At 69.9% G+C, this 16,204-nt stretch carries 13 protein-coding genes and 1 pseudogene; 7 read left to right on the forward strand and 7 right to left on the reverse strand.

Annotated elements, in window-relative coordinates:
* Nucleotides 1-78: 78 nt before the first annotated feature.
* Nucleotides 79-1,293, reverse strand: coding sequence for an O-antigen ligase family protein (locus FHR33_RS24105; RefSeq protein ID WP_183651842.1), 1,215 nt, complete (start codon nt 1,291-1,293; stop codon nt 79-81).
* Between the two features lie 149 nt (nt 1,294-1,442).
* Between FHR33_RS24105 and FHR33_RS24110 the strand changes: the two genes are divergently transcribed.
* Nucleotides 1,443-2,351, forward strand: coding sequence for a sulfotransferase (locus FHR33_RS24110; RefSeq protein WP_183651845.1), 909 nt, complete (start codon nt 1,443-1,445; stop codon nt 2,349-2,351).
* 80 nt (nt 2,352-2,431) lie between these two features.
* Here the strand turns inward: FHR33_RS24110 and FHR33_RS24115 are convergent, their stop codons facing one another.
* Nucleotides 2,432-3,307 (reverse strand): phosphotransferase, encoded by an 876-nt coding sequence (locus tag FHR33_RS24115; RefSeq protein WP_183651848.1) that lies wholly within the window; start codon nt 3,305-3,307, stop codon nt 2,432-2,434.
* Nucleotides 3,304-4,389 (reverse strand): DUF1972 domain-containing protein, encoded by a 1,086-nt coding sequence (locus tag FHR33_RS24120; protein WP_221241220.1) that lies wholly within the window; start codon nt 4,387-4,389, stop codon nt 3,304-3,306. The genes FHR33_RS24115 and FHR33_RS24120 overlap by 4 nt, the downstream gene beginning before the upstream one ends.
* 94 nt (nt 4,390-4,483) lie before the next feature.
* Here FHR33_RS24120 and FHR33_RS24125 point away from each other — a divergent pair, with 94 nt between their 5' ends.
* From FHR33_RS24125 to FHR33_RS24150, 6 genes are all read left to right on the forward strand, one after another.
* Nucleotides 4,484-5,593 carry a glycosyltransferase family 4 protein gene (locus tag FHR33_RS24125; RefSeq protein ID WP_183651855.1) on the forward strand — a complete coding sequence of 370 codons (1,110 nt, stop codon included), beginning with the start codon at nt 4,484-4,486 and terminating at the stop codon, nt 5,591-5,593.
* Between the two features lie 59 nt (nt 5,594-5,652).
* Nucleotides 5,653-6,666 carry a GumC domain-containing protein gene (locus tag FHR33_RS24130; RefSeq protein ID WP_183651859.1) on the forward strand — a complete coding sequence of 338 codons (1,014 nt, stop codon included), beginning with the start codon at nt 5,653-5,655 and terminating at the stop codon, nt 6,664-6,666.
* 2 nt (nt 6,667-6,668) lie between these two features.
* On the forward strand, nt 6,669-7,958 hold the full coding sequence (locus FHR33_RS24135) for an MATE family efflux transporter (protein ID WP_183651862.1): 1,290 nt from the start codon (nt 6,669-6,671) through the stop codon (nt 7,956-7,958).
* Between the two features lie 149 nt (nt 7,959-8,107).
* On the forward strand, nt 8,108-9,031 hold the full coding sequence (locus FHR33_RS24140; protein WP_183651865.1) for a hypothetical protein: 924 nt from the start codon (nt 8,108-8,110) through the stop codon (nt 9,029-9,031).
* A 217-nt stretch (nt 9,032-9,248) separates the two neighbouring features.
* The gene (locus FHR33_RS24145) at nt 9,249-10,724 is read left to right on the forward strand and encodes an outer membrane protein assembly factor BamB family protein (RefSeq protein ID WP_183651868.1); all 1,476 of its coding nucleotides are present in this window, start codon (nt 9,249-9,251) and stop codon (nt 10,722-10,724) included.
* Between the two features lie 221 nt (nt 10,725-10,945).
* Nucleotides 10,946-11,788 (forward strand): FkbM family methyltransferase, encoded by an 843-nt coding sequence (locus tag FHR33_RS24150; protein ID WP_183651871.1) that lies wholly within the window; start codon nt 10,946-10,948, stop codon nt 11,786-11,788.
* Between the two features lie 63 nt (nt 11,789-11,851).
* On the opposite strand, the gene rfbD is transcribed toward FHR33_RS24150, so the two are convergent.
* The 4 genes and pseudogenes from rfbD to FHR33_RS24170 all read right to left on the reverse strand — a co-directional run bounded on the left by rfbD (nt 11,852) and on the right by FHR33_RS24170 (nt 16,187).
* The gene (gene rfbD, locus FHR33_RS24155; RefSeq protein WP_183651872.1) at nt 11,852-12,709 is read right to left on the reverse strand and encodes a dTDP-4-dehydrorhamnose reductase; all 858 of its coding nucleotides are present in this window, start codon (nt 12,707-12,709) and stop codon (nt 11,852-11,854) included.
* Nucleotides 12,706-13,674 carry a dTDP-glucose 4,6-dehydratase gene (gene rfbB / locus FHR33_RS24160; RefSeq protein WP_183651875.1) on the reverse strand — a complete coding sequence of 323 codons (969 nt, stop codon included), beginning with the start codon at nt 13,672-13,674 and terminating at the stop codon, nt 12,706-12,708. The genes rfbD and rfbB overlap by 4 nt, the downstream gene beginning before the upstream one ends.
* A complete protein-coding gene (locus FHR33_RS24165; RefSeq protein ID WP_183651878.1) occupies nt 13,671-14,738 on the reverse strand; it encodes a glucose-1-phosphate thymidylyltransferase in 1,068 nt (355 codons plus the stop codon). Before FHR33_RS24165 ends, rfbB begins: the two co-directional genes overlap by 4 nt.
* Nucleotides 14,738-16,187: pseudogene (locus FHR33_RS24170) on the reverse strand (sugar transferase). The gene FHR33_RS24165 and the pseudogene FHR33_RS24170 overlap by 1 nt, the downstream one beginning before the upstream one ends.
* Nucleotides 16,188-16,204: the final 17 nt, after the last annotated feature.

The following is a 16,204-nucleotide window of genomic DNA, read 5'->3' on the forward strand; positions in this document are numbered from 1 at the left end:
CATGTACCCCCCTCAGGGCTGGACCGCACGCCTTGGTCGCAGCGCGGCCATGCGGTCCTTCTATGGCGGCTGCGAGATCTAGCCCCTCGCGATCACTTGAGTCCGATCGTCACCATGACGCTTCTCCAGCCCCACTGGTTTACCGGCGATCACGCAAGTCCACGCGATGATCAGGAACAGCCAGATGGAGGCCACGTTGGCGCTCGCCGCCATCATCTCGGCGGTCAGCGCGTCCACGAGCAGAAAGGCCATGAGCCCGAGCAGCAGCGCCGCCTCCGCGCGCACCTCCTTGACCCGGGTCAGCGACAGCTGGACGACCATGACGGCGAAGCACAGCCCCGCGAACGCCACCACGCCCACGACCCCGCCTTCGACCAGGATGTTGACGAACGCGTTGTGCCCGCCGCCGAGCCCGATCTCTTCGAGGAAGAGGCCACGGGCCGAGGAGATCCCGTTGCCGAAGAGCGGCTGCTTCATGGCGGCGTCCAGCGCCAGTGTCCACAGGTCGGTACGGGAGTTCAGCGACTCCAGCTGCTCGGCGGACTCCCCTCTCGTGGCGAACGCGATGATCTCGTCGGGAAAGGCGAGCACGGCCAGCGCGCCGACGGGGATCGCGAACAGCAGCATCTCCGCCCTGCCGCGCGGGCCTCGGGAGCACAGCAGCAGCACGGCCAGGCCCACCACGCACCCCGCCGCCGCGCCACGAGTGCCTGTCGCGATCAGCGCCGCCCCTGTCACACCCACAGCGATCAGGTAGAAGCCCTTGCGCCAGCGCCGAGGAGGTCCTCCTGGCAGCAGGAAGGCGACGGCCAGCAGCAGCGCGATCCCGAGGAAGATGCCGGCCGTCACGGGATGGACGTACAGCCAGTTGAAGCGGTCCTGGGTGTTCGGCGTCCGCTGCAGAGGCATCGCCACGCCGATCCCCACCGAGACCACGACCAGGCCGATGAAGGCGTGGGCGAGCCTGTGCAGGTCTTCCCTGGTCGCCCTGGTGGCGACGACCTGGCAGACACTGGCTGTCACCAGGAGTTGAGCGGCGCGGACGACCGCGAACTGCGGATAGGGCGTCCACATCACGGACATGGCCACGTAGAGCGCGAAGATCCACGCCAGCACAAGGGCGATCGAAGCCGTGCGACGCGGCGACCTGATGCCGAACCTGCGGTAGAGATAGACCGCGACGAGGCCGTAGACGCCGATCTCGACGAGGATCTGGGTGTCCACCCCACCGCTGATCGCCTCGCCGATCCCCCTGGACCTGAGCTTGTACTCGCTCGCCAGGATGAGCGCCATCGGCGCGAGCGTCGGCCACCAGGCCGGACGCGATCGACGGTGACGCGCTGTCTCCACCTGGCACCCCGTTTTGGACCGTTCGATCGCGCTGCGTGTGTCAGCATACGACGGTAACGCCGGCGGCGAAATGTAGGGAGAGGGCCTGTTTCATGGGGATGCGAGATCTGCTGCCGGAACCGTTAATCGAGGCCGGACGCGCCGGGTTCCGCCTGTACGGCATGGCCACCGCCGGCCTCCGGCCAGACCCCGACTTCCTGCTGATCGGGGCGAAACGCGGCGGTTCGACTTCTTTCTACTATGCGCTGCTCGAACATCCTCGCGTCGTTCCGCTCTTTCCCGCGGCGGGTCTGATCCCCAAGTCGAACCACACCAAGGGCGTGCATTTCTTCGACTCGAATTACGGTCGCGGGTTGCGGTGGTACCGCTCGCACCTGCCCAGCCGGCTCACCCGCGCGAGAGCCGCCCGCAGGTCGGGAGGGCCCGTCGTCACAGGTGAGGGCTCGCCCTACTACCTGCACCATCCGCTGGCCGCCGAGCGGGTGGCGAAGGATCTGCCTGATGCGCGCATCCTGCTCATCCTGCGTGATCCCGTCGAGCGGACCTTCTCCCACTACCGGGAGCGGGTCCGCAGCGCGGCCGAGCCGCTCGACTTCGAGGCGGCGCTCGAGGCCGAGAAGCAGAGGACCGAGGGCGAGGAGGAGCGTCTCGTCACGGACCCCGCCTACTCCAGCTACGCGCACGAGCACCAGTCCTACGTCGCGCAGAGTGAGTACGCCCGCTGCCTGCGCCGCTGGTTCGAGCATGTCCCCCTCTCCCGGTTCCACATCCTGACCAGCGAGGAGTTCTACAAGGACCCGCAGAAGGCCTGCGACGGCGCCGCGGCCTTCCTCGGCCTGCCCTCCGCCCCTCTCCCCTCGGCTGGACGGGTGTGGAACCCCGCCCCCAAGTCGGACATGACAGATGCGGTGCGGGCCAGGCTGGCCGAGCACTTCGCTCCGCACAACGCCGAACTGGAACGGATGCTGGGCAGGACGTTCCCCGACTGGACCGCTCCCTGAGACCTCCGCCGCGTGAGCGGGCGCGAGCAGGCGAGGGTGGGCGAGAGCGGGCGAGGCCGGGAGAGGCCGGGAACGGCGCGCTAGCCGCCAAGCCTGTCGAGCGCCGCCAGCAGGCGGTCGGCGAGCCCCTTGTCGTCGGCCTGGCGGGCGATCACCACGGCCCGCCAGTAGTCGGCGGCCTCCAGGTGGTCCGTCGGTGTGACCGCTCCACCGAAGACCGCGGCCCTGGTGGCCAGGTAGTAGACCTCGTCGGCACCGGGCGGACCATGGCCCGCGTCCTCCCAGTCGATCAGCCACGGCACCGGGCCCCTGGTCATCCGCAGGTTCCACGGGGTCAGGTCGCCGTGCATCGGCTCCCAGTGGGCGGCGACCCCCTCGGGACGCGGCAGTCCGGCCAGCAGGCTGGTGATCTGGGCCGCCACCTCGGCCGCGGGAACGTTCCTCGCGGGCCTGCAGGGGATCGGCTCCATCGGAGACATGACCAGCCAGGCCATGCCGTCCGCCGAGCCCGTGCCCATGAGCTCCGGCACGCGGAACCCCGGCCTTCGGCCTCCCGCCAGCATCTGGAGGACCTCGGCCTCGCGCTCGACCTCCCCTGCCCGCGCGCGTGCCTTGAGGAAGCCCACCGGCCGTCCCGACCTGAGCAGCAGGAGCGCCGCTCCCTCGCGGGAGGACTGGGGCCGGTGGTAGACCGCGTAGCCGTCGAAGGGGCCGATCGCCTCCTCCGCGCTCTTGAGCACCGGCAGCCATGGCTCGGCGTCCCACCGCTCGCGGCGGCCGGGAAGGATCCACGGTCCCGCCAGGCGGGCGCCGGCGTGCAGGATCCGCTGCGCGGTCAGCGGCATCGGTTTGGAGAAGGTCAGCAGTGACAGGCCGGCGGCGCAGGAGCGCGCGTCGTCCACCGGGATCCAGACGTTGCCGCGGCCTGGTGGATAGCGGACGAACCTTCCGCTCATGCGCCCGCCTCGAGGTCATGGCAGAGCCGCTCGTAGCGCGCCGCGACGTCGTCCCATGTGTAGTGCGTCCTGGCACGTTCCCTTCCACTGTCGCCCCGCTCGCGAGCGTGGGACGGCGACGCCTCGGCCGCCTCCACCGCCGCCGCCAGATCGTCGGGGCCGGCGAAGAAGACGCCGCTGTCGCCGAGGACCTCGTGGTTGAAGACCACGTCGAACGCCACGACGGGGGCGCCCGCGCCCATGGCACGCAGGAGCGAAGGGTTGGTGCCGCCGACCGAGTGCCCGTGCAGATAGCTGGCGCATCCGGCGTACAGGGCGTCGAGCAGGTCCTGGTCCCAGACCCCGCCGACCAGCCTGACCCGCTCGTCCTTCTCGGCGAGCGCCGAGATGCGCCTGCTGTACTCCTCGGCGTAGGGCGCCGATCCCACGACCACCAGGGGCAGCTTGGCCGAACTCCTTGTGTAGCCTTCGACGATCAGATCGACGTGGTTCTCTGGCTCGAACCTCGCCACCACCAGGTGGAAGCCGCCGACCTGGTATCCCTCGCGGGCTAACAGCCCGGCGTCGCAGTCGTCCTGGATGGGCGCGCCGTACGGGATCATGACGCTCGGCGCGCCGTAGCGGTCCCTGTAGTAGTGCTGGATGGCCACCGCGTCGGCGATGATCTGGCGCGACCAGCGCACGGCCAGCCGCTCGGCCGCGAGGTAGTAGCGCCGGCCTGTACCGTTCCATTTCGCGCGCTTCCACTCCAGGCCGTCCACATGTGTGGCGACCGGGATGCGCGCCAGCTTGATGAGAGGGAGCAGGGGCGCGTTCGCCGCGTTGAAGACCAGCGCCACGTCGGTCCGCCTGAACAGCAGGTGCGCGACGGACAGGGTGGTGTGGCTGAGGGTCTCCAGCGCCTTGTGCCGTACGGCGGGCAGATGGACCAGCCGCATGCCCTTGTACTCACCCTGCGGGTTCTCCGCCCCCCGGCAGTACACCCGCACCTCATGACCTGCGGCGACCAGACGTGAGCCGATCTCCTCGATCGCGGTCTCGAACCCGCCGTACCGCGCGGGCACACCCCGGGTGCCAATCATGGCAATACGCATTGTTCCCCTTCATAAGCCGTCGAGGATGACAAAATAGGCGTGCCAGCTTAAACACTAATCAAAGGCCGGGGACATCAAGAGCATGAAACGCGTGGTGCTGGCTCATCCGTCGCCGGATCTGTACGGCTCGGACCGCATGCTGCTGGAATCCGTCCGGGCGCTCACAGGGCACGCGGAGGTCGTCGTCACGGTGCCCGCCGAGGGCCCGCTGTGCGACCGGCTCCGCGACGCGGGGGCCGAGGTGGTGGTGCTCGACGTCCCGGTCCTGCGCAAGGCCTTTCTGTCCCCGGCAGGGCTGATCAGACTGGCGGCGCTCCTGGCCACGAGGATGCCCGCGATGGTCGCCTTCCTGCGAAGGAGAAGGCCTGACGTCCTGTACGTCAACACCCTCACCCTTCCCTGGTGGGCAGCGGCGGGCAGGCTCGCGGGGCTGGCCCGCGTCGTCTGCCACGTCCATGAGGCGGAGGACCAGCTGCCTCCCCCCATGAGGCGGGCGCTGAGCCTGCCCACGCGACTGGCCCACCTCACCATCGCCAACAGCGCGAGCTGCCACGCGCGGATCGTGGCCGACGGAGCGCCGCGTGCCCGCACGGCCACCGTCCACAACGCCGTCGCCCCGCCCGCGTCCACCCCGCTCGCCAGGGCACCGCGCGGCGCGCTGGTCATGGTCGGCAGGCTGTCACCGCGCAAGGGCAGCGACGTCGCCGTGCGCGCCGCGGCCCTCCTGGCCCGGCGCGGTCGTGAGGTGTCGCTCGTGGTCGTGGGGGACGTCTTTCCCGGCTACGAATGGTTCGAGCGCGAACTGCGCGCGCAGGCGGGTCCGAACGTCACCTTCGCCGGGTTCAGCGACTGCGTCGACCAGCACCTCGCCGAGGCCGACATCGTGCTCGTGCCCTCGCACGGCGAGTCCTTCGGCCTGGTGGCGGTCGAGGGCATGATGGCGGGCCGCCCGGTGGTGGCCTGCGACGTCCAGGGACTCAACGAGATCATCGCGCACGGGGAGACAGGGCTGCTCGTGCCGCCGAAGGACGAGGCCGCCCTGGCGGACGCGGTCGAAACCCTGCTGAATGACTGGGCGCTGGCTCAGACAATAGCGACAAAAGGCCAGTCTGAGGCATTATCTCGGTACAGCCTCGCTCGCTATCAGGAGGAGGTCAGAACGGCCATTTTCGGTAACTTGCCTCGTGGTTAGAATCGCCCCTAGGCCGCTTCATTACGTGAAGATGGACGAGGGCGGGGAGAGCGGGCTTCGTGGTGACAGAGAGAAGCAACGAGGACCGCGAGGTCGGGCTCCTCGAAGCCTTATGGCGGTACAAGTGGTCTTCGCTCCTGCTCATCGTGCTGGCGGGGTTGGCCGGGGGGCTGGCCACCGTCTACGTCTTCACCAGCGTCGAGGCGACCGCGAAGTTCGCCGTGACCGACCCTCGCAGCACCACCTTCCTCCGCCAGGGCGTCTCCTCTGACAGCAGTTACATCGCCTACACCAGCCAGCGCGCCGCCTTCACCGAATCAGCCGGCGTCCTCGACAAGGCCAGGCAGCTGCTCGCGGCCGAGCAGGCCATGCAGATCGGGCTGGAGGACCTCAGGAAGGCCGTGGAGGCCAAGCCCGGCACCAACGGCGGCATCGTCGAGGTCACCGTCACCGCGAAGACCGACCGGTCCGCCGCCCAGATCGCCAACGCCGTGGTGGCCGCCTACCAGATGCTCACCGAGGCCGACGCCCAGCGCGAGCAGCAGAAGCTGCTCAAGAGCGTCCGCAGCACCCGTGCCAGGATCGAGGCCGAGCTCAAGCGCGCCCCCGCCAGGAGCACGACCGCCGTCACCCTGGGCGAGGCTCTCGTCCAGCTGCAGCTCAAGGAGGGCGACGCGGCCATCGACCTGGCGCAGTACGGGTCCGGAGTGCGCTTCGTCGACCAGGCCAACCCGCTCAGGGTCACGCCCAGCCAGGCGCCGAAGAACGCCGGCATCGGACTCGCGGTGGGCCTGCTTCTCGCCATCGTGATCGCCTTCCTGCGGGCCACCAATCCGATCGCGACCGCGCAGCGGGTGACCACGGGGACCGGCCAGCGCCAGCGCACCTCGAAGACACCTCCCACCGCCACCCCGCCCCCTGCCCCCGCCCCCTCCTTGGACGAAGAGCAGGAGGACGACGTCACCGCGGTCTACGACAGGGACAAGCTGCTCGGTTACGTCGCCAGGAGCAAGCCGGGCGAGAACGGCGTGTCCGTCGACGCGGGGACCGGCTCCTCCAGCAGTCAGCACTGACCGTGGCGTCCCCGCGCGCGGCGATGGCCCGCGTTCGCAGACTCGCCGCCTCCGCGGGCGGCTCGGTGGCCTCGCAGGCCGTGACCGCGCTCGGCAGCCTCGTCCTGCAGCTGGTCGCGGTCCGCTTCATCGGGCCCGTCGCCCTCGGCGCCTTCGCGCTGCTGTCGGCGATCCTGGTGACCGCGACGACCGTCTACACCTCGTGGGTGGGCGACTCGCTCAACGTCCTGGACCGTTTCGATCCGGCGCTTCGCTCCTCCCTCGTCGCCTCCGCGCTGTTCTTCGCGACGGCCGGCTCGGCCGTCGGGATGGCGCTCGCCCTCGTCCTGCGGCTCACGGGCCCCGCGGGCGTGGCGCTCTTCGCCGTGCTCATCACGCTGTGGCTGGCCCAGGAGACCTTCAGACGCGTGCTGCACGCCAGGCTCGAGTTCGGGGCGCTGCTGGCCAACGACCTGACGTACGTGATCACCACGCTGGTCTTCCTCGCCGGCCTTCGCCTGATCACGGGCAGGTTCGACCTGGACGGCATTCTCCTGGCCATGTGCGTGGGGTGCCTGGCCGCGCTCGCCGTCACCCTCCGGCGGCTTCCGCGACAGGAGTACGCGCTCGTGCGTCCCCGCCTCGCCGGCATGCGGGAGCTCAGCGCGTTCGCCGCCTGGCGCTCGGCCCAGTCGAGCCTGCGCCCCCTGGCCCTGCTGGTGACCCGCGTCGCCATCGACACCTTCGCCTCCAGGACGGTTCTCGCGGTCGTCGAGGCGGCCAGGCTGCTGATGACTCCCGCGCTCACTCTCATCTCCGGAGCGGGCGGTTATCTGCTTCCCACGTTCGTCAGGCAACGCGACGCCGGGATTTCGATGCGCCCCCGTAACGCGCTCGTGGGCTCGCTCGTCCTGGCGGGGGTCTCCTGCGCGTGCGGAGTGGCGGCGATCGCCACGCTCGGCTTCTTCGGTCCGCTGATCACCGGGGGCGCGTTCACCCTCGACGCCGTCAGCGTGGGGGGCTGGGCCGTCTACGCCGTGAGCTTCTCCGCCACCCTCCCGCTGGCCTCGATGGCGACCGCGTACAAGCAGTCACGGCTGGTGTTCCTGGTGCGTGGAGCCGAAACGGCGGTCGGCCTCGCGGCGGTCCTCATCCTGCTCGTCCTGCGGCCAGATCTGGCGGTGTTTGCCCCGTATTGCATCGGTCTCGGAGGTATGGTCTCGGGCTTGCTTCTATGGTGGCGACTGCGCATCATCCGCGACAGGGTGCGCGCACGTCACACCGATCCCGAAAGAGGGACCCATGCGATCTAGCCTGCCTGCGAGGTCGGCGTTAGCGGCAGTCGTCGTGGCGGCACTCACCTCCGCCCCCGCGGCCGCCGAGAGCCGCCTCGACCCTTCGCCCACCGCCGCGCCGTGGACCAAGGAGTTCGCCTACGCCGACGACCGCATCACCGAATCGAGTGGCCTGTACGCCAGCCGCCTTCACGACGGCGTCGTCTGGACCCACAACGACGGCGCGGGGGCCGCCCACGCTGTACGCGGTAGGGCCCGACGGCAGGACCAGGGCGGCGATCTCCATCAAGGGAGCCGAGGCGGTCGACACCGAGGCCATGGGCGGCGCGGTGGACGTCCGCGGCAACTCCATGCTGTACCTGGCCGACATCGGAGACAACGAGGGGAGCAGGAGCGGCGGCGTCACCGTGCTCGCCGTCCCCGAGCCGACGGTCCTCGCCGACGGCGAGGTGAGCGCCCAGCGCTACCAGCTGGTCTATCCCGACGGCGCGCACGACGCGGAGAGCATCCTGGTCCACCCGCAGACCGGGAACCTCTACCTCATCACCAAGGGCCCCTCGGGCGGTGCGATCTACGGCGCGCCGTCCGCGCTGGTGCCCGATGTGAACAACCGGCTGGAATACCTCGGCGCTCTCCCGCATGTGGTCTCCGACGGGGCGCTCAACGCCGACGGCCTGATGTTCATCCGCGGCTACAACAAGATCCGGGTGTTCGCCGACATCACCGGCAAGCTGCTTGAGACGATTCCCGCCCCGCAGCAGCCGCAGGGCGAGTCTCTGGCGATCAGCGCGGACGGCAGGTCCCTGCTCGCCGGCAGCGAGGGCAAGGGCAGCTCCGTCTTCTCCCTGCCCCTGCCGGAGAGCCTGGTCGCGACGCCCGCCAACACCCCGGGGCCCATGACGAGCGCCCCGGCGGCTCAGGAGAGTGAGCCCGGCGGGTCCGACCTGCCCCTCGCGTGGCTCGCCGGCGCGGGAGCGCTCCTGCTCGTGCTGGTCGGCGCGGGGGCGGCGACCAGCGTGATCCGCAGGCGACGGGAGCGGCACGCACCCCCCGCCGACGTCATTGCGCTTCCATCACAACGGGACAGATGAATAGCTGGCCACCGCATTTCCTCGCATAATTAACGGCAACATGCCGCGTGGGGGAATCATGCACATCCGAACATTCCTCGGGGCTCTCTTACTCGCCGCACCTGTCGTTCTGGTTTCGGCCTCGCCCGCCCGCGCGGCGGATTACTCCACTCAGCCGAGGAACAACTGGCTTCCCAACGCGAGAGTGTCCGCCATCGCGCACACCGGGGACCGGGTCGTGATCGCCGGCGATTTCACCAGCCTGCGCAACCCCGTGACCGGCGAATCCGTCGCCCGCGGCCGCATCGCGATGCTCGACGCGGCCACCGGCGACCTCGTCAGGTCGTGGGCTCCCGCGGCGAACGGATCGGTCAGGGCGCTGGCGGTGGGCGGCGGCAGGGTCTTCGCAGGCGGCGACTTCACGACGGTGGCGGGCCAGAGCCGCGCCCGCCTCGTGGCGCTCGACCAGGCCTCGGGCGCGGTGATCGGGGGCTGGAACCCCGCCGCCAACGGCTCGGTGCGCGCGCTGGCCGTCATCGGCTCCACGCTCTACGCGGGCGGGCAGTTCACCTCCGTCGCCGGTCAGGCCCGCACCCGCCTGGCCGCCATCGACACGGCCGGCGGCGCTCTGCGCGCAGGCTGGGTCTCGGCGGCCAATGCCACCGTCTACACGCTCGCCGCCCGTCCTGACGGCGGGGCGCTCCTGGTGGGCGGGTTGTTCACCACTCTCGGCGGCACCACGCGCAACTACCTCGGCAGCCTCGACGCCGCGTCCGGGGCCGTGACCGGCTGGCAGCCGCCGCCGGGGTGCATGGTCCCGAGCAACCAGTGCATCGTCACCGACCTGGCGGTCGAGGGCGACAGCGCCTACGCCTCCATCGCCGGCCCAGGGGGCAGGCTCACCGCCTACCACCTCGGCACAGGCGCCCGCCGCTGGGAGCGGCTCGCCGACGGGGACGTGGAGTCCGTGGCCGTCCGTGACGGCCGGGTCTACGCGGGGGGCCACTTCTGCCCTGACTTCTCCGGCTTCACGCGATGCGATTTCGCGGCCGTGGACGCCGCCACCGGCGCCGTCGATCCCGACTTCGCGCCCACGGCCAACGGGCAGATATTCGCCCTGGACGCGGGCGTTGACGCGCTGCGCGCAGGCGGCGCGTACTCCCAGCTCAACGGCCAGTCGAGGCCCTACTACACCGAGTTCCCCCTGCGCCCGCCGAGCCCGGACATCACGCTGATCGCCCAGGGGTCGACGTGGCGCTACGACGACAGCGGCGCCGACCTGGGCATCGCCTGGTCGCAGCCTGCGCACGACGACTCGGCGTGGCCGTCGGGCCCGGCCCAACTGGGCTTCGGCGACGGCGACGAGCGCCGCGTCCTGACCGCGGGACGAACCACCTACTACTTCCGTCACACGTTCACGGTGCCCGACCCCGGCGCGCTGCAGGCGGTCACGCTGAGTGTCCTGCGCGACGACGGGGCGGTCGTCCATCTCAACGGACGGGAGGTGATGAGAAGCAACATGCCGGCCGGGGCCATCACCTCCGCCACCCTGGCGCCCAGCACCGTCTCGGGCGAAGCGGAGAACGTCTGGCAGACGCTGTCGATCGCGCCGGCGCTGCTGTCGGCGGGTCAGAACACGCTGGCCGTGGAGGTGCACCAGGCCCAGGTCGCCTCCAGCGACGTGAGCTTCGATCTGAGGCTCACCGCACGCTGAAAATGTCCACTTCTGGACATTTGACAATGCATTCCGTGGTGTATCGTTTTATCGTTATTCGCGCCGAGCCGAGAGAAGTCATGCCCTCATCGCTCCCCCTTTCCCTGCGCATCCGCGTCAGGGCCCGAATAGCCCTGTCGCGATCCCTGCGCATAATTCCGGGAAGCGCCACACTCCGTGCCAGAAACGCCTTCGCACGGTCACACGGAACCAGCAGAGCGGTGCTCGGGCAGGTCGTCAGAGTTCTTCGCCACCGGCCGCTCGACTTTCTCACCGACTTCTCGCTGCCGGACAATCCAGAGATCCGGCTGGTCTCCGTCGAGTCGCGGCTGGTCCGCCTGCTCTTCTGGTACGGCGAGCGCGGCTACGAGGGCATGGAGACCACGTGCTGGCGGCGGTTGTGCGGCGGCGCGAGCAGCGTCCTCGAACTCGGCGCCAACATCGGCTACTACACCGTGCAGGGCGCGAGCGCGGCGCGTCCGGCCGCCTACGTGGCCGTCGAGGCCAATCCGGAGTCGGCCGCGATCGTCGAGCGCAACGTGGCGGCCAACTCCCTCGACAACGTCAAGGTCGTGCAGGCCGCCGTGGTCGACGACGACGCCCCTGACTCGCTCGAACTGGCCCTCCCCGACCAGGAGCAGTACGTGGCGCCCACCGGGGCCTACCTGGCGCAGGGCGGCGAGGGGATCACCGACAGGCCCGCCTCCCGCACGATCAGCGTGCCCACGGTCAGGATCACCGACCTGATCGGCGGCGTCGACCTGCTCAAGCTCGACATCGAGGGCTACGAGGCGAAGGTCCTGAGGGCCGCGTGGCCGCAGATCATCGCAGGGCGCCCCACGATCGTGCTCGAGGTGCTCAGGAACGTTCCCGACCTGCGCCGGGTGCTCGTCGATCTGCGCGCCCACGACTGGGAGGTGTGGGCGATCGGGGAGCACGCCCTGCACCCCGTCACCGACGAGCAACTCGCCGCCGAGGCGCCCCTTCCCCGGTACGGCTCGCGCGACGTCGTCCTGATTCCCGCCGAGCGCGCCGCCGAACTCGTGGGCCGTCTCGGCTCCTGAGGTCAGGCCACGCCACCCGCGCCGCCTCAACCCTTGAGGTCGGGCCACGCCGCGTGCGCCGCCTCAGTTCTGGAGGTCCGGCCACGCCGCGTGCAGGGCCGTCCGCCAGTCCCGTGGCGCGGGCAGCCCAGCCGCCGTCCACCGGGCGTGGCCCAGGACCCCGTAGGCGGGCCTGGGCGCCGGGCGGGGAAAGGCCGAGGTGGCCACGGGGATCACCCGGTCGGGGTCGGCGCCCAGCAGGGTGAAGACCTCGCGGGCGAGTTCGTGCCAGGTGGCCTGTCCCGCGTTCGTCCCGTGGTAGATGCCGGGGGGCGCCTGCGACCGGGCGAGCAGGAGGAGGTGCCGGGCGAGGTCGGCCGCCGAGGTCGGCTGCCCGTGTTGATCGTCGACCACCTGCACGGTCTCGCGTTCGGCGGCCAGACGCGCCATGGTCTTGACGAAGTTGGCGCCGGACCTGCCGTACAGCCAGGCCGTCCTGACGATGTAGCCGCTGTCGGGCAGCAGGTCGAGCACCGCGCGTTCGCCTGAGAGCTTGGTGCGCCCGTAGGCGTTGAGCGGCGCGGTGGGCGCGTCCTCGGGGTAGGGCGTCGTCGCCGTCCCCGAGAAGACGTAGTCGGTGGACAGGTGGACGAGGCGGGCGCCCGCCTCGCGGCACGCGAGAGCGAGCGCACGCGGGCCCGCCGCGTTGACCTGGTGGGCGCGTTCCTCCTGCGCTTCGGCGTCGTCCACCGCCGTCCACGCCGCGCAGTTGACCACCACGGACGGCTTCACCCTGGCCACCAGGTCGCGCACCGAGCCCTCGTCGCACAGGTCGAGGACGCGCCGCCCAGGGGGGACGACCCGCTCTCCCTCGGCTTCCAGCAGCGCCACGAGTTCGGCGCCCAGCTGGCCCGTGGACCCTGTCACCATCCAGGTGCTCATCCACCCGCCCTGAGCGGCTTCCACCAGGAGGGGTTGTCGGCGTACCAGCGGACCGTCTCGGCGATGCCCTCGTCGAAGCCGACGGCGGGCCGGTAGCCCATGGCGCGCAGTTTGCCGTCGTCGAGCGAGTAGCGGCGGTCGTGGCCCTTGCGGTCCTCGACGTGCTCCACCCGCTCCCAGTCCGCTCCGCAGGCACGCAGCAGACGATCGGTGAGCTCCCTGTTGGTCAGCTCGGCCGTGCCCGCGATGTGGTAGGTCTCGCCGGCCTCGCCCCGCTCGGCGACGAGCTGGATCCCCGCGCAGTGGTCGGCGACGTGGACCCAGTCGCGCACGTTCTCGCCGTCACCGTAGAGGGGGACATTCCGCCCCTCCAGCAGATTCGTCGTGAAGAGCGGGATGATCTTCTCCGGGTACTGGTAGGGGCCGTAGTTGTTGCCGCACCTGGTGACGCAGACCGGCAGCCCGTGCGTGATGGCGTAGGCGCGGGCGATCAGGTCGCCGCCCGCCTTCGAGGCGGCGTACGGCGAGCGGGGCCGTACGGGCGCCTCCTCCGTCCAGGAACCCGTCTCGATCGAGCCGTAGACCTCGTCGGTCGAGACCTGCACGAACTTCGCTGTTCCGGCGTCGAGGCAGGCCTGGAGCAGGGTCTGCGTGCCCAGCACGTTCGTGCGCACGAACTCCGCCGCCCCCTCGATCGACCGGTCCACGTGGGACTCGGCGGCGAAGTTGATCACCAGGTCGTGCCCTGGAACGGTCCGCCCGAGCAGCTCCGCGTCGCAGATGTCGCCGTGGACGAAGCGGAAGCGGCCGGCCGCCGCCTCCAGGTTGGCCAGGTTGCCCGCGTACGTGAGCCGGTCGAGAACGGTCACGTCGGCGCCCGCGAACGCGGGATAGCCGCCGGACGCCAGCGTGCGGACGTAGTGCGACCCGATGAAGCCGGCGCCGCCGGTGACGAGAATCCTCATGAACTGATCTGCACCTTGCTGTGATCGCCGAGCACGAGCCGGTGTGCTCGGGGGGTGTGAGGGGCGGGGGTGACCTCGACGTCGTGCCCGATGAGTGAGGCCTCGATCCGCCGGACCCCCGAGATCGACGCGCGAGGCAGCACGATCGAGTACTCGATCTCGCTGTCGATGATCCTGCAATCTTTCGCGATCGAGGTGAAGGGGCCGATGTAGGAGGCGCTCACCTCGGTGCCCGCGCCGATGATGGCGGGGCCCACGATGCGCGACCCTCGCACCACCGCCCCCTTCTCGACCACCACCCGCCCGATCAGCTGGCTGGCCCTGTCGACGCTTCCCGACACCTCCGGCTCGAGCGACTCCAGGACCAGGCGGTTGACTTCGAGCATGTCGGTGACGTTACCCGTGTCCTTCCAATATCCGGAGATGACCGTGGACTCGATCCGGTACTCCTCGTCGATCAGCCACTGGATGGCGTCGGTGATCTCCAGCTCGCCACGCCACGACGGCTTCAGCTCGGTCACCGCTGTGTGGATCGCCGGGGTGAACAGGTAGACCCCGACCAGCGCCAGATCGCTCTTCGGCCTGGAGGGCTTCTCCTCGAGAGCGACGACCCGCCCGCCGTCGTCGAGTTCGGCCACCCCGAACTCCTGCGGGTTGGCCACCTGGGTGAGAAGGATCTGCGCAGCGGGACGCTCGGCCCTGAACGTGGACACCAGGTCGTTGATGCCGCCGACGATGAAGTTGTCGCCGAGGTACATGACGAAGTCGTCGTCCCCGAGGTAGTCCCGTGCGATGAGCACCGCGTGCGCGAGGCCGAGCGGCGCGGCCTGACGGAGATAGGTCACCGACAGGTGGAATCGGGTGCCGTCGCCGACCGCCGCCTCGATCTCGGCCTGCGTGTCGCCCACCACGATCCCGACCTCGGTGATGCCGGCGTCGGCGATCGCCTCCAGCGCGTAGTGGAGCACCGGCTTGTTGGCCACGGGGACCAGCTGCTTGGCGGACGTGTGCGTGATCGGGCGTAACCGGGTGCCCGATCCTCCTGCGAGGACGAGTGCCTTCATCAGTACGCCCCCTCACCGCGGGTGACCGCGGGCCAGGTCTTCCACAGGATCTGGAGATCCAGGATCAGCGACCAGTTCTCCACGTAGCGCAGGTCGAGCCTGACCGACTCCTCCCAGCTGAGGTCTGATCGACCGTTCACCTGCCACAGACCGGTGATCCCGGGCTTGACGAGCAGCCTGCGGCGTACGTCGTCGCCGTACTTGGCCACCTCCTCGGGTAAGGGAGGACGCGGCCCCACCAGGGACATGTCGCCGCGCATGACGTTGAACAGCTGAGGGAGCTCGTCGACGGAGCGACGCCGCAGCCAGGCCCCCACGGAGGTGATCCTTGGATCGTTCCTAATCTTGAAGAGCACGCCGTCACTCTCGTTGAGCTCACGCAGGTTGGTCTTGATCTGTTCGGCGTCGCTCACCATCGTCCTGAACTTGTAGACGGTGAACTCCTTGCCGTCCTTGCCGACCCTGGTCTGGCGGAACAGCGCGGGCCCCGAGCTGTCCACCCTGATCACGGAGGCGACGAGCACGAAGACCGGCAGCAGGAGGAGAAGGGCCGAGGCGGCGAGCACCTTGTCGAAGACGCTCTTGACGATCTGACGGCCGCCCTTGAGGTAGGGGTGGTCGACGTGCAGCAACGGCAGGCCGGCGACAGGGCGGATGTTGATGCGCGGCCCTGCCACCTCCATGAGGGCCGAGGCCACGTAGAGGTCGGTGTCACGTTCCTCCAGCCGCCATGCCAGCTGGCGCAGGGCGATGCCGTCGAACTCCGGGCAGGAGAGCACCGCGACCGTGTCCGCGCCCACCTCGGTCACCACGTCGGCGACGCGGGTGAAGTCACCCAGTACGGGGAAGCCGTCGAACTGGTGCGGCACATCGGGGTCGAGCGGGGAAGGCACGCAGGCGCCCACGATCCGCATGCCGTGGTAGCGCTCCCTGCTCAGCTGACGGTGGAGCTCGATGACGGCCGTCCAGTGACCGACGACCAGGACTCTGCGCATGCACTCGCCCTCGTAGCGGCGCTGGTGCAGCCGCTTGCGCAGCCGGTAGCGGAAGAACAGGTCGGCCAGGGCGGCCAGGGGGAGGCCCGCCATGACGTAGCCCCTGGCGATCGGGGTCTGCGTGCCGTACGCGATGATCGCCACGAGTGAGGCGAGAGCGGCGGCGGCCCTGGAAGACCCTTCGGTACTCGTCGGGCGCGTCACCCAGGTAGCGCTCGTCGTACCCGCCTGCCGCCGCGATCACCACCGGCCAGCTCGCCACGAGCACTCCGGCCAGGCCTATCTCGATGGGTGTGAGCTGGCCCGTGAAGCTTCTGATCACCACCACCGTCGTCAGACCGGCGAGGACGCAGGCGAGGTCGCCCGCGATCGCGGTGCGGACGTAGCGCCTGAACCATAACCTCCCCTCCTTCTGATCGGACGATAAAGCTGCTCTCTGTACGGCTGTATCCATTGCCCCTCGCTGCACTA

Source organism: Nonomuraea dietziae, assembly GCF_014195505.1.
Classification (GTDB): domain Bacteria; phylum Actinomycetota; class Actinomycetes; order Streptosporangiales; family Streptosporangiaceae; genus Nonomuraea; species Nonomuraea roseola.

Bases quoted from the DNA above. Each gene is read 5' to 3' on its own strand.
- rfbD (WP_183651872.1), bottom strand. From the start codon at position 12,709: ATGAGCACCTGGATGGTGACAGGGTCCACGGGCCAGCTGGGCGCCGAA.
- FHR33_RS24105 (WP_183651842.1), bottom strand. From the start codon at position 1,293: ATGGCGCTCATCCTGGCGAGCGAGTACAAGCTCAGGTCCAGGGGGATC.
- rfbB (WP_183651875.1), bottom strand. From the start codon at position 13,674: ATGAGGATTCTCGTCACCGGCGGCGCCGGCTTCATCGGGTCGCACTAC.
- FHR33_RS24165 (WP_183651878.1), bottom strand. From the start codon at position 14,738: ATGAAGGCACTCGTCCTCGCAGGAGGATCGGGCACCCGGTTACGCCCG.
- FHR33_RS24115 (WP_183651848.1), bottom strand. From the start codon at position 3,307: ATGAGCGGAAGGTTCGTCCGCTATCCACCAGGCCGCGGCAACGTCTGG.
- FHR33_RS24120 (WP_221241220.1), bottom strand. From the start codon at position 4,389: ATGATTGGCACCCGGGGTGTGCCCGCGCGGTACGGCGGGTTCGAGACC.
- FHR33_RS24125 (WP_183651855.1), top strand. From the start codon at position 4,484: ATGAAACGCGTGGTGCTGGCTCATCCGTCGCCGGATCTGTACGGCTCG.
- FHR33_RS24110 (WP_183651845.1), top strand. From the start codon at position 1,443: ATGGGGATGCGAGATCTGCTGCCGGAACCGTTAATCGAGGCCGGACGC.